The sequence below is a fragment of the Streptomyces sp. NPDC059003 genome (assembly GCF_042740445.1).
In the GTDB taxonomy this organism is placed as follows: domain Bacteria; phylum Actinomycetota; class Actinomycetes; order Streptomycetales; family Streptomycetaceae; genus Streptomyces.
In genome coordinates, this window is record NZ_JBHYJH010000051.1 from 39,809 (window position 1) to 53,846 (window position 14,038).

Annotated in this window: 14 protein-coding genes; 7 read left to right on the plus strand and 7 right to left on the minus strand. The window is 74.7% G+C overall.

What is annotated here, in order from left to right:
- Positions 1 to 414 precede the first annotated feature (414 nt).
- Positions 415 to 1,197, plus strand: coding sequence for a sulfite exporter TauE/SafE family protein (locus ACFWZ5_RS19620; protein ID WP_384801151.1), 783 nt, complete (start codon positions 415 to 417; stop codon positions 1,195 to 1,197).
- Between the two features lie 13 nt (positions 1,198 to 1,210).
- Here ACFWZ5_RS19620 and ACFWZ5_RS19625 read toward each other — a convergent pair whose 3' ends face one another.
- The 4 genes from ACFWZ5_RS19625 to soxR all read right to left on the minus strand — a co-directional run bounded on the left by ACFWZ5_RS19625 (position 1,211) and on the right by soxR (position 4,126).
- A complete protein-coding gene (locus ACFWZ5_RS19625) occupies positions 1,211 to 1,867 on the minus strand; it encodes a class F sortase (RefSeq protein ID WP_384801153.1) in 657 nt (218 codons plus the stop codon).
- Between the two features lie 114 nt (positions 1,868 to 1,981).
- Entirely contained in the window at positions 1,982 to 2,521 is a 540-nt protein-coding gene (locus ACFWZ5_RS19630) for a hypothetical protein (protein WP_384801156.1), read from the minus strand.
- Positions 2,522 to 2,813: 292 nt separating this feature from the next.
- Positions 2,814 to 3,617 (minus strand): aminotransferase class IV, encoded by an 804-nt coding sequence (locus tag ACFWZ5_RS19635; RefSeq protein WP_384801159.1) that lies wholly within the window; start codon positions 3,615 to 3,617, stop codon positions 2,814 to 2,816.
- A gap of 50 nt (positions 3,618 to 3,667) precedes the next feature.
- Positions 3,668 to 4,126, minus strand: a complete 459-nt coding sequence (gene soxR / locus ACFWZ5_RS19640) for a redox-sensitive transcriptional activator SoxR (protein ID WP_384801162.1) — start codon at positions 4,124 to 4,126, stop codon at positions 3,668 to 3,670.
- Positions 4,127 to 4,190: 64 nt separating this feature from the next.
- Here soxR and ACFWZ5_RS19645 point away from each other — a divergent pair, with 64 nt between their 5' ends.
- Positions 4,191 to 4,853 (plus strand): NADPH-dependent FMN reductase, encoded by a 663-nt coding sequence (locus ACFWZ5_RS19645; protein ID WP_384801165.1) that lies wholly within the window; start codon positions 4,191 to 4,193, stop codon positions 4,851 to 4,853.
- A gap of 87 nt (positions 4,854 to 4,940) precedes the next feature.
- On the opposite strand, the gene ACFWZ5_RS19650 is transcribed toward ACFWZ5_RS19645, so the two are convergent.
- Together ACFWZ5_RS19650 and ACFWZ5_RS19655 are read right to left on the minus strand one after the other, a co-directional pair.
- The gene (locus ACFWZ5_RS19650; protein ID WP_384801169.1) at positions 4,941 to 6,263 is read right to left on the minus strand and encodes an ATP-binding protein; all 1,323 of its coding nucleotides are present in this window, start codon (positions 6,261 to 6,263) and stop codon (positions 4,941 to 4,943) included.
- Entirely contained in the window at positions 6,260 to 6,970 is a 711-nt protein-coding gene (locus tag ACFWZ5_RS19655) for a hypothetical protein (RefSeq protein WP_384801173.1), read from the minus strand. Before ACFWZ5_RS19655 ends, ACFWZ5_RS19650 begins: the two co-directional genes overlap by 4 nt.
- 252 nt (positions 6,971 to 7,222) lie before the next feature.
- Between ACFWZ5_RS19655 and cutA the strand changes: the two genes are divergently transcribed.
- The gene (cutA, locus tag ACFWZ5_RS19660) at positions 7,223 to 7,567 is read left to right on the plus strand and encodes a divalent-cation tolerance protein CutA (RefSeq protein WP_384801176.1); all 345 of its coding nucleotides are present in this window, start codon (positions 7,223 to 7,225) and stop codon (positions 7,565 to 7,567) included.
- Positions 7,564 to 7,995: a gamma-glutamylcyclotransferase family protein gene (locus ACFWZ5_RS19665; protein ID WP_384801179.1), complete on the plus strand. Its 432-nt coding sequence runs from the start codon at positions 7,564 to 7,566 to the stop codon at positions 7,993 to 7,995. The genes cutA and ACFWZ5_RS19665 overlap by 4 nt, the downstream gene beginning before the upstream one ends.
- On the opposite strand, the gene ACFWZ5_RS19670 is transcribed toward ACFWZ5_RS19665, so the two are convergent.
- Positions 7,992 to 10,136: a molybdopterin oxidoreductase family protein gene (locus ACFWZ5_RS19670; protein WP_384801180.1), complete on the minus strand. Its 2,145-nt coding sequence runs from the start codon at positions 10,134 to 10,136 to the stop codon at positions 7,992 to 7,994. The two genes, ACFWZ5_RS19665 and ACFWZ5_RS19670, sit on opposite strands and share 4 nt — an antisense overlap.
- A gap of 159 nt (positions 10,137 to 10,295) precedes the next feature.
- Here ACFWZ5_RS19670 and ACFWZ5_RS19675 point away from each other — a divergent pair, with 159 nt between their 5' ends.
- The 3 genes from ACFWZ5_RS19675 (at position 10,296) to ACFWZ5_RS19685 (ending at position 13,958) form a co-directional block, all read left to right on the plus strand.
- Positions 10,296 to 11,183, plus strand: a complete 888-nt coding sequence (locus tag ACFWZ5_RS19675) for a sirohydrochlorin chelatase (protein ID WP_384801183.1) — start codon at positions 10,296 to 10,298, stop codon at positions 11,181 to 11,183.
- Positions 11,184 to 11,229: 46 nt separating this feature from the next.
- Positions 11,230 to 12,579, plus strand: coding sequence for a deoxyguanosinetriphosphate triphosphohydrolase (locus tag ACFWZ5_RS19680; protein ID WP_384801186.1), 1,350 nt, complete (start codon positions 11,230 to 11,232; stop codon positions 12,577 to 12,579).
- Positions 12,580 to 12,695: 116 nt separating this feature from the next.
- Positions 12,696 to 13,958 (plus strand): NAD(P)/FAD-dependent oxidoreductase, encoded by a 1,263-nt coding sequence (locus ACFWZ5_RS19685; RefSeq protein ID WP_384801188.1) that lies wholly within the window; start codon positions 12,696 to 12,698, stop codon positions 13,956 to 13,958.
- Positions 13,959 to 14,038 lie beyond the last annotated feature (80 nt).

Below are 14,038 nucleotides of genomic sequence, written 5' to 3' on the forward strand. Positions count from 1 at the left end.
GGCGGGTGCGGGATTGCGTTCACCCGGGCCAGATCGGACGCGCTCGCGCGGTCGCCGATGGCGCGCAGCCCCCACCGGAGACGCCCACCCTGCGTCCGAGTGGAAATGGGCGGGCGGGTGGGAAAGAAACGCCGCGGTAGCGGCGCTCGACCCGCAGGTGCCGATGGCGGGTGGCCACCCACCAGGGGCGCCCACCCCGCGTCCGAGTGGAAACGGGTGGGCGGGTGGGAAAGGAGCGCCGCGGTAGCGGTCCCCGAGCCGCAGGCGCCGGCGGCGGGTGACCACCCACCGGGGGCGTCCACCTCGCGGAGGGCTGGAAACGGGCGGGCGGGTGGGAGAGGGAAGGGGGAGCGAAGCTCAGAGGGGGCTCAAGTTCGTGGACGGTTCACGTATCGGGTCCCTAGTGTCGCGATCATGCCAGATATAGCGATGACCACGGTGGTCGTACTGTGTCTCGCCGCGTTCGCGGCGGGGTGGATCGACGCCGTGGTGGGCGGGGGCGGACTCCTGCTGCTGCCCGCCCTCTTGATCGGCCTGCCGGGGTCCACCCCGGCGGCGACCGCACTCGGCACCAACAAGGCCACGGCCATCGTCGGCACGACGGGCGCCGCGGTGACGTACGTACGCAAGGCCCCCATCGACGTGGGCACGGCCGTCCGGATCGGCCTCGCGGCGCTCGCCGGATCCATGGGCGGCGCCTTCTTCGCGGCGGGGATGAGCACGGAAGTGCTCAAGCCGGTCATCATGGCGGTACTCGTGTGCGTCGGGGCGTTCGTGATCTTCAAGCCCGACTTCGGGACGGCCCCGGCCACGGGGCCGCTCCCCCCGCGCCGCATCCTCGCCGCCATCGGCATCGCGGGCGTCGGCATCGGCTTCTACGACGGCCTCATCGGCCCCGGCACCGGCACGTTCCTGGTGCTCACGCTGACCGCCGTGCTCCGGCTCGACCTGGTCCAGGCCTCCGCCAACGCGAAGATCGTCAACTGCTGCACCAACGTGGGCGCCCTCGCGATGTTCGCCTGGCAGGGCGCCGTCCTGTGGCAGCTCGCCGCGGTCCTCGCCGTCTTCAACCTCGCGGGCGGCACGCTCGGCGCCCGCACCGCCCTGAAGAAGGGCAGCGGCTTCGTCCGGATCGTGCTCCTGACGACCGTGGTCGGACTCGTGGCGAAGATGGCGTACGAGCAGTGGGTCGCGTAAGGCGCGAAGGGAGTCAGTGGCGGCTGCCCGTCAGGTGCGCGAAGACCACCACGTTCCCCTGGTAGCCCGTCTTCTTCGAGTACGCGCCGCCGCACGTGATCACCCGCAGTTCGGGCCGCGGCGCGGCGCCGTACACCTTCTCGTCGGGGAAGTCCTTCGCGTCGTACACCTCCACCGCGTCGACCGTGAACAGCGCCACCCCGCCGTCGCGCCGCTCCACCTCGACCGACTGGCCCTTGCGCAGCGCGCCCAGGCGGTAGAAGACGGCCGGGCCCTCGGCGTTGTCGACGTGCCCGGCGACGACGGCGGTGCCGCGTTCGCCGGGCGTGGTGCCCGCCTCGTACCAGCCGGCGAGGTTCTTGTGCCGCGGCGGCGGCACGTCGAGGCTGCCCTGGGAGGTCAGGCCGAGCCCCATCAGCGGGGCGTCCACGCCGATGGCCGGGACGCGGATCCGGTCGGGCGGCGAAGGGGGCAGGGGCGCGGCCGCGGGCAGCACGGCACCGGGGGACGAGGTCGCCGCCTGCGCCGCGGACGGCTGCGGCGGCGGATGCGGTGTCGTACCGCTGTGCAGCAGCCACGCGCCGGAGCACAGGGCGAGCGCGGTGACGGCCGCTATGAAGGCGGTGCGGACCTGCCGGCCGCCGCGCCCCGCGCGCGAGCTGTGGACCATGGCTTCCCCTTGAGGTCGGAGGGGTCGTGACCCCTCCCGCTCCCGCGGCCGCGAGGGACGGGCGGCCGGGGAGGGGAGGGGACGGCGGTACCTGCGGACAGCGGAGGGTGTCCGTCAGATCCTGTCGCCTCTCGCCCGGCGATGCAGGAGCCAGGTACCGCCCGCGGCGGCGACGGCGAGAGCAGCCACGCCCGCCGCGGTCTGCACGGGGTCGGGGCCGAGCGCACCGCCGACCCCCGTCTTCACATGCCCCCTCGGATGGACGGGCCCCGACTCGCGGGCGGACGCCGTCGACGTGAGCGTCACCGACAGGTCGCCCGCGACCGGCCGCCCGCCCGTGTCGGACCCGGAGCAGCGCGCCACGATCTCGTACGTCCCGGGCTGCGCCGACGGCGGCACCTCGAACCGCCCGACCGCCGCGTCCGGGCGCGCCCCCGGCGTCAGCGTGAACGTGCCCGCGCCCACCGCGCTCGCGTCCCCCGTCGCACTGCCGCCCGCGCCGCACGCCGTCGTGGTCACCGTGACGGCGGTGCCCGGCGTGACGGGGTTCGGCGACACGTCGAGACCGCCCGCGGCGGACGCGGGGACGGCGAGCAGCCACGCCGCGGTGACGGCGAGCGCGACGGAGGTCGTCAGCTGGCGGGCAGTGCGCATGGTGCTTGCTCCTACGGGTGGCCTGACGCACGCCCGGTCGAGGGGCGCACTGTCGAGGTAACGGGCACTCCGCCGCGCACGCCTGCTGATGGCCCATCAGAAACGCCGCGCCGCCCCGGCTCCTGACGCGTCGACGGCAGCGTTCCAGCAGGTCATCGACGTATCGACGCGGAGAATCCGAAGGGGCGGCGCGGCGCCTGTGAATGGGTGACCCGGCCTCAGATGACCGGGCCTCAGATGACTCGGTCTCAGGTGACCTGGCCCCAGTGGCCCGGTCTCAGGTGACCTGGTCTCAGATCTCGTCCCAGGGCACGTCCTCGTAGAGCCCGGTGACCGTCCCCGTCAGCTTCTCGTCGACGGGCAGGTCCAGGTCGTCGACGCGCCGGACGGGCGAGACGCCCCACGAGTTCACGACGAGGGCGGCCCGGTACGCGGCCAGGTCCCGCAGCCGTACCGGACCCAGGCGCGTGGGCAGCCCGGCCCCCGGGAGCAGCGGCTGGAGGAGCTGCATCGTGATGCCCGCCAGATGCGGGCCGTCCGGCCAGACGAGCTCGTGCCCGTCGAAGAACGCCACGTTCGTGACCGCGCCCTCGCTGATCGCGCCGTCGGGGCCGGTGAGCAGCGCCTCGTCGTAGCCCGCGCGCCGCGCCTCGCGCTGGTGGTAGGACTGCCCGAAGCCGCCCAGGTGCTTGATGTGCGCGACCGGGCGCACATACGGCACCGACATCAGCGCCTGCGCCCGCTCGGCCGTCGTCGCGGGCAGTTCGATGGGCGGCCGCACGGTCACCATCGGGGACGGCTCGCCGTCCGGCGCGTGGACGTACACCCGTACCGACGCGTCCGCACTGCCGCCGGCGAGCGCGTGCCGGACGAGCGCGCGGACCCGGTCGCCGTCGAGACCGGTGTCGAACAGTTCCCGGGTCGCCGCGTCCAGGCGGGCCAGATGCAGCCCGAGCCCGCGCACGCGGCCGCCCCTGACCTGCATCGCGGTGAAGTGCCCGAAGCCGTCGAGCGCACGGCTCGTCAGGCCTTCGGTGGTGGCGGGGGCGCCGTCGATCTCGAGCCGGCGCAGGCCGGTGGTGAGGGATGTCGTCATGGCTCCACCGTACGGATGTGATCAAGGGTCGTACGGGGGCCGGGCGGACGTCAGTCCTCGAGCAGGCGGCGCGGGCCCGGGCCGTGGGAGGCCAGCTCGTCGTACGGGTTCGACAGGGCGCACCGGTCGAGCGAGAGGCAGCCGCAGCCGATGCAGTCCGTGAGGCTGTCGCGCAGCCGCTCCAGGGTGCGGATGCGGCGGTCCAGGTCCTCGCGCCAGCACTCGGAGATCCTGGCCCAGTCCGCACGCGTCGGCGTGCGGTCCTCGGGGAGCAGGAGCAGCACGTCGCGGATCGTGGCCAGCGGGATGCCGAGCCGCTGCGAGGTGCGGATGAAGGCCACGCGGCGCAGCGTGTCCCGGCTGTAGCGGCGCTGGTTGCCGCTGGTGCGACGGCTGGTGATGAGCCCCTCGCGCTCGTAGAAACGCAGTGCGGAGGGGGCCACTCCGCTGCGCTCGGCGAGCTCGCCGACGGTGGCTTCCTTGGCGTGCGGTGCGAGATGCGTCGTCATGGCCGACAGATTAGCCGCGGGATCCGCTTGACCTGAACCAAGGTTGAGCTATCAGTCTGGGCGCATGAACACCACCACGGATGTCTCCGTCGCCGCTGTTTCCGCCGTCTCCGCCCCGGCCCTCGCCGACGCCCTGACGTCGACGGCCGCCACGCCCGTCAAGGTCGCCGTCATCATCGGCAGCAACCGCGAGGGCCGCTTCGGCCCGGTCATCGCCGAGTGGGTGCTGCGCCGGGTGCGCGAGCACGAGGGCTTCGAGGTCGACGTGATCGACCTGGCCGAAGTCGACCTGCCCACGTCCCTGTCGTACCGCCCGTCCCCCGAAGTCATCGCCGAACTCGCCAAGGTCTCCCCGAAGCTGGAGGAGGCCGACGCCTTCATCGTCCTCACCCCCGAGTACAACCACTCCTACCCCGCGTCCCTGAAGAACGTCATCGACTGGCACGGCCCCGAGTGGCAGGCCAAGCCCGTCGCCTTCGTCTCCTACGGCGGCCTCTCCGGCGGCCTGCGCTCCGTCGAGCACCTGCGCCCGGTCCTCGCCGAACTGCACGCCGTCACCATCCGCGAGACCGTCTCCTTCCACAACGCGGGCGCCCTCTTCGACGACGACGGCAACCACCGCGACCCGAAGCGCGCCGACGCGGCCGTGCAGACGATGCTCGCGCAGCTGGAGTGGTGGGCCTGGGCGCTGCGCGGCGCCAAGGAGGTGCGGGCGTACGGGAAGTGACCCGCGCGGACGTACGGGAAGCGGCCCGCGGGCGGCGGCGTACGGGAAGCGACCGCCCCGGCCGGGTCGCCCGGGGCGAGGGCGTGGTCAGGCCTCCGGGAGCCGTACGGTGGCCACCGCCCCGCCGTCCGCCGCGTTGCTCAGCTCCACCCGCGCCCCGATGACCGCGGCCTGCCCGAGCGCGATGGTCAGGCCGAGCCCCGTGCCCTGCCCGCGCTCGCGCGCACCGGTCTCGAACCGCCGCGGGCCGTCCCGCAGGACCGCGTCGGGGAAGCCGGGCCCGTGGTCGCGCACGGTCACCACGGCCCCGTCCACGGACAGTTCGACGGGGCCGCCGCCGTGCTTGCGGGCGTTGCCGACGAGGTTCGCCAGGATGCGTTCGAGCCGGCGCGCGTCGGTGCGTACGAGACGTTCGGCGCCGCTCGTGAACCGCGGCCCCTGCCCCGGGCACTGCCCCGTGAGCACCGCCCGCTGCACCATCCCCTCGACGAGCGCGCCCAGCGGGTGCACGTCCAGGTCGGGCCGTTCGACGTCGGCGTCGAGCCGCGCGACCTCCAGGAGGTCCTCGGTGAGCGTCCCGAGCGCGCGCACCCGGTCGCGCACCAGCTCCGTCGGGCGGCTCGGCGGCAGCAGTTCGGCCGCGGTGCGCAGGCCGGTCAGCGGCGTCCGCAGCTCGTGCGCGACGTCCGCGGTGAACCGCTGCTCGGCCTCCAGGCGCTGCTGGAGCGTCGCGGCCATCGTGTCGACGGCGGTCGCCAGGTCGGCGACCTCGTTCCTGCCGTGCTCGAAGCCCGGCGGCAGCGGATGGCCGATGCGGGCGTCGAGGTCGCCCTGGCTGATGCGGCGCGCCGTGGTGGCCGCGGCGCGCAGGTCCCGGCTGAGGCGGCTGGCGAGCGCGGCGCCGCCGAGCGCGGCGAGCGCGACGACGACGGCGCCCGACACGATCAGCTGCTGGTCGAACTCGGCCATCTCGTCGGCCTGCTCGCGCAGGGAGAGCCGCACCGAGAGGACGTGGTCGCCGACCGGCCGCGCCGCCCACACCGCCGGGTCGCCCGCGTCCATGTCGAGGTAGGTGGTCCGCTGCCCGTCGAGCGCGGCGGCCCGCAGCGGCCCCGGCAGGTCGCGGGCGTCGATGGCGGCGTCGGCGTTGTCCTGCCCGTCGAGGCCGACCTGCCCGGTCAGCTCGTACAGCTGTCGTACGCGGACGAGCTGCGCGGTCGCGCCGGCCCGCGCGCTCCCGCTCACCTGGTCGAGCCGCGCGTGATGGATGAGCAGGCCGATGGTGACGGCGACGACCGCGCACCCGGCGGCGAGCAGCGCGGCGATCTTCCAGCGCAGGCCCAGGGTCCGCCAGCGGACGCCGAGGGCGCCGAACGCGGAGCGGACGCGGCGGAACGGGGCCGGTGTCATGGGCGGGCCCCGGAATCGGACGCGTCCGAAGAGCCGGACGGGGTGCCGCTCGGCTCGGGCGCGGGGCCCCCGGTGTGCTTCGGGTAGGTCTTGTTGTCGCTGACCGTGGACATGCGCGTGCCGTCCCAGTGGTAGCGCACGGCCTGCTCGCCGCCGTCCGGGCACGGGCTGCGCACCAGCAGGTCGGTGCCGATCACGTCGACGGAGATCCGTCTGCCCGCGGTGACGAGGACGGGGTAGACCTTGTCGTGGCGCGCCACGTAGACGACGAGGGCGCTGCGCCCGCTCTCCAGGTCGATCCCGACGACCAGCTCGGGCTTGCCGTCGCCGGACAGGTCGGTGAGCATCGGCGGCCGGATGCCCGGACGCCCCGGCCGTTCGATCATCGGCCGGTCGGCGAACGACCGCAGGCGCGGGTCGGCGCGCAGCAGCTCCCGCACGTCGGCCTTGGCGAGCCCGCCCGTGCCGAGCTCGATGCCCTTGAGGGGCTCGGGCGGCGGCTGGCGCGTGGCCGTCTCGGCGCCCGGATCCGAGGGGGACGCCCCGGACCAGGCCCGCCACAGCGGCTCCGGGCTCGGCTGCACCGACACCGGGGGCGCCGGTTCGCCGGGGCCGAGCCCGTCGGTGGAGGCACCGCAGGCGCAGAGCACGACGACGGCCAGGACGGCCGACGGCACGCCCAGGAGGAGGCGGAGGCGCAGATTCATGGCGGGACCGGTGGGTCAGGGGGCTCGGCGGCGACCGGCCCGCCGACGCGTCGGCGACGCATCGGGGATTCGGAGGGACCGGCCACCGCTCACGACGGTAGGAAGGACGCATCACGGAAACCGGGAGGTTGTGTAACAGCCACCCCTAAAGCCATGGAAACCGGCAGGTCGGGACCTTCGTCCAGGCCGGTAGCCTCCCCGTCAGCCCTCGCGGCGGCCAGCACCCGGGCTACGTACGAGAGGAACGCCCCTGTGACCGGAGAGACCACTCACACCTCCCCGACCGTTCTGACGGTCCTGACCACCACCGACACCGCCGACAAGGCCGACACCCTGGCGCGCGGCGCGATCGAGGCCCGCCTCGCGGCCTGCGCGCAGATCAACGGCCCCGTCACCTCCGTCTACCGCTGGGACGGCGCCGTCGAGACGGCCCGCGAGTGGCAGCTGCTCCTGAAGACCACGGACCAGCGGTACGAGGCCCTGGAGTCCTGGCTGCGCCAGGCCCACGACTACGAGACGCCGGAGATCATCGCCACCCCCGTGACCCGGGGGAGCGCGGCCTACCTGGACTGGGTGGTCCAGGAGACCTCCGCGTGACCGACCGGCTGCCGTTCTTCGTGTACGGGACGCTGCGCCCCGGCGAGCGCAACCACGCCTTCCTGCACGGGCGCGTCACGGGGTCCACCCCCGCCCGCCTCCCGGACGCGCTGCTGTACGACGGCCCCGGCTACCCCTACGTGGTGGAGGCCGCCGGCGAGGGCCCCGTCCACGGCGACCTGGTGACCGCGCACCCCGAGGCGTACGAACCGCTGCTCGCGGACCTCGACCACCTGGAGGAGTACGTCCCGGGCGACCCCCGCAGTCTGTACGTGCGGGTGGCCCGCGAGGTGACCCGCGCGGACGGGGCGACGGTCCGGGCATGGGTGTACGTGGCGTCGCCGCACTTGGCGGCACGGCTGCGGGCGACGGCGGCGCCCCTGCGTACCGGCACGTGGACGAGGGAGGACAGGGGCGCGGCCCCCTAGCCGGGTCGGCCGACGGTCTCCAACCGCACCGCGCACACCTTGAACTCCGGCATGCGTGACACGGGGTCGAGCGCGGGGTGGGTCAGGGTGTTGGCCCGCCCCTGTCCGGGCCAGTGGAACGGCATGAACACGGTGTCGGGCCGTATGCCCGAGGTGACCCGCGCGGGCACGACGACCCGCCCCCGCCGTGACACCACGGCCACCTGCTCGCCGTCGGCCACCCGCAGCCGCGCCGCGAGCCGGGGGTGCAGCTCCACGAACGGTCCGGGCGCCGCCGCGTTCAGCTCGGCCACGCGCCGCGTCTGCGCCCCCGACTGGTACTGCGCGAGCACGCGGCCCGTGGTCAGCACCACCGGGTACTCGCCGTCCGGCTCCTCGGCCGCGTCCCGGTGCGCCACGGGCACGAACCGGGCCCGCCCGTCGTCGGTCGCGAACCGGTCGAGGAACATCCGCGGCGTCCCGGGGTGACGCGCACCCTCCTCGCCTTGCGAACCACCGCCCGCACCGGCCTCCGGGCACGGCCAGAACACCCCGTCCCCGTCGCCCTCGGCAAGCCGCCCGTACGTGATCCCCGAGTAGTCCGCGAGCCCGCCCGCGCTGGCCCGCCGCAGCTCCGCGAAGACCTCCTCCGCGTCCGTGGGGAACCCCTTCCCGTGCCCGAGCCGCCCGGCGAGCCCGTGCAGCACCTCCAGATCGCTGCGCACCCCGGCCGGAGGCGACACCGCCCGGCGCCGCAGAAGCACCCGCCCCTCCAGGTTCGTGACCGTCCCCGTCTCCTCCGCCCACTGCGTCACCGGCAGGACGACATCGGCGAGTTCGGCGGTCTCGGAGAGCACCACGTCCGCCACCGCCAGGAAGTCGAGCGACCCGATCCGCTCCTCCACGTGAGCCGCGCGCGGCGCCGACACCACCGGGTTCGACCCCATGAGCAGCAGCGCCTTCACGTCGCCGCCGAGCGCGTCGAGCAGTTCGTACGCGGACCGCCCGGGCCCCGGCAGCATGTCCGGGTCGACGCCCCACACCTCCGCCACATGCGCCCGCGCCGCCGGGTCGGTGAGCTTGCGGTAGCCCGGCAACTGGTCGGCCTTCTGGCCGTGTTCACGCCCGCCCTGCCCATTGCCCTGGCCCGTCAGACAGCCGTACCCGGACAGCGGCTGTCCGGGTCGTCCCGTCGCCAGGCACAGGTTGATCCACGCGCCCACCGTGTCCGTGCCCTTGGCCTGCTGCTCGGGCCCGCGCGCGGTGAGCACCATGGCGTGCCCGGCGTCCGCGAACCGCCGTGCCACGTCCCGCAGTTGCGGCACCGGCACGCCGGTGACCCGTTCCACGTACTCGGGCCAGTGCGCCATGGCCGCCGCCCGCGCTTCCGCCCAGCCGCTGGTGCGCTCTTGGATGTACGCCTCGTCCGTGCGGCCCTCGGCCACCACCAGGTGGAGCAGGCCGAGGGCGAGGGCCAGGTCCGTGCCGGGGCGGGGCGCCAGGTGGACGTCGGCCTGCTCGGCGGTGCGGGTGCGGCGCGGGTCGACGACGATCAGGGTGCCGCCGTTCGCCTTGAGCTCCGTGAGATGACGCAGCGCGGGCGGCATGGTCTCCGCGAGGTTGGAACCGACCAGGATCAGACACCCGGTGCGGGATACGTCGGCGAGCGGGAACGGCAGCCCCCGGTCGACCCCGAACGCCCGCTGCCCGGCGGCCGCCGCGGACGACATGCAGAACCGCCCGTTGTAGTCGATCTGCGAGGTGCCGAGCACGACGCGCGCGAACTTCCCGAGCGCGTACGCCTTCTCGTTGGTGAGCCCGCCGCCGCCGAACACGCCGCAGGCGTCCGCGCCGTGCGCCGCCCGCGTGCGGGCGAGCCCGTCGGCCACGCGGTCCAGGGCCTCCTCCCAGGTGGCCGGTACGAGCCTGCCCGTGGCGTGGGATCGGACGAGGGGCTCGGTCAGCCGCACCTGGGAGGAGAGCACCGCGGGTGCCGTACGGCCCTTGCCGCACAGCGCGCCCCCGTTGACGGGAAACGCGGGCCGCTCCACAACCTCCACCCCGCCGTCACCCCGCGCAAGCCCCATGCCGCACTGGAGCGCACAGTACGGACAGTGCGTGGGCGTGACAGCACCTGGCGCGGTGGCGGATACCTGTTGCATGCCCCCACGGTCCGCCGCCCGTGTTTCCCGCCGGGACCGGCCCCGTTACACCCACGGCACACCCGGCTCCGCCCCGCCGCACCCCACCCGTGAGGCCCGCGCAACCAGCCGTCACCGCGGGGCAACGGCCCCGCAACACGCCCGGGTCATCCTCGGTCCATGAAGCCGTCGCCGCCGCACCTGGACACCACGGGTCAGCTCCTGCGCCGCATCACCACCGAGCTCGGCACCCGCCTGGCCCGCGTCACGCCCCACGGCACGCGCCGGCCGGACGCCCCCGCCCTCGTCCTCGTCGCCCACGGCAGCCGCGACCCCCGCACCCTCACCACGGTCACCGCGCTCCGCGACGCCGTCCGCGCCCTGCGCCCCGGCCTCGACGTACGGCTCGGCCACATCGAGCTGAACGAGCCACTCCTGACGCACACCCTCGACGGCCTGGGCGCCGCGCACCCGCAGGCCGCCGACGGCGCCGTCCTCGTCCCCCTCCTCCTCGGCCGCGGCCACCACGTCAAGCACGACATCCCCACCGCCGCCGCCACCGCCCGCGCCGCCCACCCGCGCCTGACCACCCGCGTCGCCGCCCCGCTCGGCCCGCACCCGCTGCTCGCCGAGGCCCTGCACGCCCGGCTCGTCGAGGCGGGCTGGCCCACCGGCGCGCCGCCGCGGGGCCTCGGCGTCGTCCTGGCCGCCGCCGGCTCCCGCGACCCGGACTACGCCGCCGACACCCAGCACGCCGCGGCCCTGCTCGCCCGCCGCGTCGGCGCCCCCGTGACACCCGCGTACGCCGCGCCGACCGCGCGGACGCCGACCACGGTGCCCGAGGCCCTGCGCGCCCTCGCCGGCCGGGGTGTCCGCCGGGCCGCCGTCGCCGCGTACTTCACCGCGCCCGGCCGGTTCGCCACCCAGGCCGCCGACGCCGCGCCGTGGCTCGCCGCGGCCCCGCTCGGCGCGCACCCGGCCCTCGCCGCGCTCGTCCTGCACCGCTACGACCAGGCACGCCGTGCCGCGCCCGCCCTGACGGCGGCACGCCGCCTGACGTCCGCCTGACGGGCCCCCGGCGCGCGCTGTCAGCGGCGGCGTCTACTGTCGGTGCATGGAAGGCACAGCACCGCACCCGTATGCCGACGACGCCGATCACGCCGACCACCCGGAGCGCTACGACGAGGCCGCCACCGAGCGCTGGGCGGCCGAGCCGGACAAACGCCCGGGGCGCACCGCCTTCCAGCGCGACCGGGCGCGCGTCCTGCACTCCGCGGCCCTGCGCCGCCTCGCGGGCAAGACCCAGGTCGTCACGCCCGGCACGAAGAGCCAGGCCTGGGACGCCAGCGCCCGCACCCGGCTCACGCACTCCCTGGAGTGCGCCCAGGTCGGCCGCGAGCTGGGCGCCGCGCTCGGCTGCGACCCGGACCTGGTGGAGACCGCCTGCCTGTCCCACGACCTCGGCCACCCGCCCTTCGGGCACAACGGCGAACAGGCGCTGAACGAAATCGCCCAGGACTGCGGCGGATTCGAGGGCAACGCCCAGTCCCTGCGCCTGCTCACCCGCATCGAGCCCAAGCGCTTCGTGCGCAGCCCCGCCACCGGCGAGCTCGTCAGCGTCGGCCTCAACCTGACCCGCGCCGCCCTGGACGCCGCCACCAAGTACCCCTGGCCGCGCGGCGCCCACCCCACCGACCCGGACTCGGTGAAGTTCGGTGTCTACGAGGACGACCGGCCGGTCTTCGACTGGATCCGCAAGGAGGCCCCCGGCCTGCGCACCTGCTTCGAGGCGCAGATCATGGACTGGTCCGACGACGTGGCGTACTCGGTGCACGACGTCGAGGACGGCCTGCACGCGGGCCACATCGATCCGAACCTGCTGCACGCGGAGCCCGAGCGCCAGGACGTGTACGCGGTCGCGATCGGCCGCTACGTCCCCGCGGACACCGCCCCCGAGGAGCTCTCCGAGGCCCTCGACCGCCTCCTTGAGCAGGACTGGTGGCCGCACGGGTACGACGGATCGGCCGTCGCCCAGGCCCGGTTGAAGGACGCCACGAGCCAGCTCATCGGCCGCTTCTGCCTGGCGGCCGAGAGCGCGACCCGCGCGCGGTACGGCACGGGCCCGCTCACGCGCTACGCGGCGGAGCTGGTCGTCCCGCGCGCGGCGCGCCTGGAGTGCGCGGTCCTGAAGGCCGTCGCCGACCGCTATGTGATGCAGCGCCCCGCGCAGACCCGGCTCCGCGCCGACCAGCGCGTCTGCGTCGCCGAGCTCGCCGACGCGCTCACCGCCCGCGCGCCCGAAGGGCTCGACCCGCAGTTCCGCGCGCTGTACGACGCGGCGCCCGACGACCGCGCCGCCCAGCGCGTGGTCATCGACCAGATCGCGTCGCTCACGGACGCCGCGGCCCGCTCCCTGCACGCGCGTCTCACGGCGCGACACCGGAAAACGCACAGGGACGGGTGACCATGGGGTAAGCACGGTATGTGACGGAAAGTGGCCGGAATGGGGGAGACCCCCTTCCGCCATCACGCTCCGTGCGGGACTCTCCCAGTGGCTCACAGCTTTCGAGGAGGCATCAAGTGGTCGACGCGGATCAGACGTTCGTCATCGTCGGAGGAGGTCTGGCGGGCGCGAAAGCGGCCGAGACACTCCGCTCCGAGGGCTTCACCGGCCGGGTGATCCTCATCGGGGACGAGCGCGACCACCCGTATGAACGCCCGCCCCTGTCCAAGGGCTACCTCCTCGGCAAGGAGGACCGCGACAGCGTCTTCGTCCACGAACCCGCGTGGTACGCACAGGCGGACGTCGAGCTGCACCTGGGCCAGACCGTCGTCGCCATAGACCGCGCCGCGCACACCGTCCGGCTCGGCGACGGCACGGTCATCCGCTACGACAGGCTGCTGCTCGCCACGGGCGCCGAGCCGCGCCGCCTGGACGTGCCGGGGACCGGCCTCGCGGGCGTGCACCACCTGCGCAGGCTCGCCCACGCCGAGCGCCTGCGCCACGTCCTCACCGCGCTCGGCCGGGACAACGGCCACCTGGTGATCGCGGGCGCGGGCTGGATCGGCCTCGAAGTCGCCGCCGCGGCCCGGGAGTACGGCGCGGAGGTCACCGTCGTCGAGCCCGAGCCGACGCCGCTGCACGCCGTCATCGGCCCCGAGGTCGGCCAGATGTTCGCCGACCTGCACGCCGAGCACGGCGTCCGGTTCCACTTCGGGGCCCGCCTGACCGAGATCGTCGGCCAGGACGGCATGGTCCTCGCGGCCCGCACGGACGACGGCGAGGAGCACCCGGCGCACGACGTGCTCGCCGCGATCGGCGCCGCCCCGCGCACGGCGCTCGCCGAGTCCGCGGGGCTCGCCCTCGTCGACCGCGAGCACGGCGGCGGCATCGCCGTGGACGCCACCCTGCGCACGTCCGACCCCGACATCTTCGCCGCCGGTGACGTGGCCGCCGTGCACCACCGCCTCTTCGACACCCGCCTGCGCGTGGAGCACTGGGCGAACGCCCTGAACGGCGGCCCGGCCGCCGCCCGCGCCATGCTCGGCAAGGACGTCACGTACGACCGCGTGCCCTACTTCTTCTCCGACCAGTACGACGTGGGCCTGGAGTACTCGGGCTGGGCGCCGCCCGGCACGTACGACCAGGTGGTGATCCGTGGGGACGCGGGGAAGCGGGAGTTCATCGCGTTCTGGCTGAGCGAGGGGCAGGTGCTCGCCGGGATGAACGTGAATGTGTGGGACGTCACGGAGACCATCCAAAAACTCATCCGCACCGGCACCCACCCCGACCCCGAGGCCCTGGCCGACCCGTCCCGCCCCCTGACGGCCCTGCTCGACTGACGGCCCTCGCGGGTGGCGCCCCAGACCCGCCCCTTCCCGAACTGGGGGCTCCGCCCCCAGACCCCCGCTCCTCAAACGCC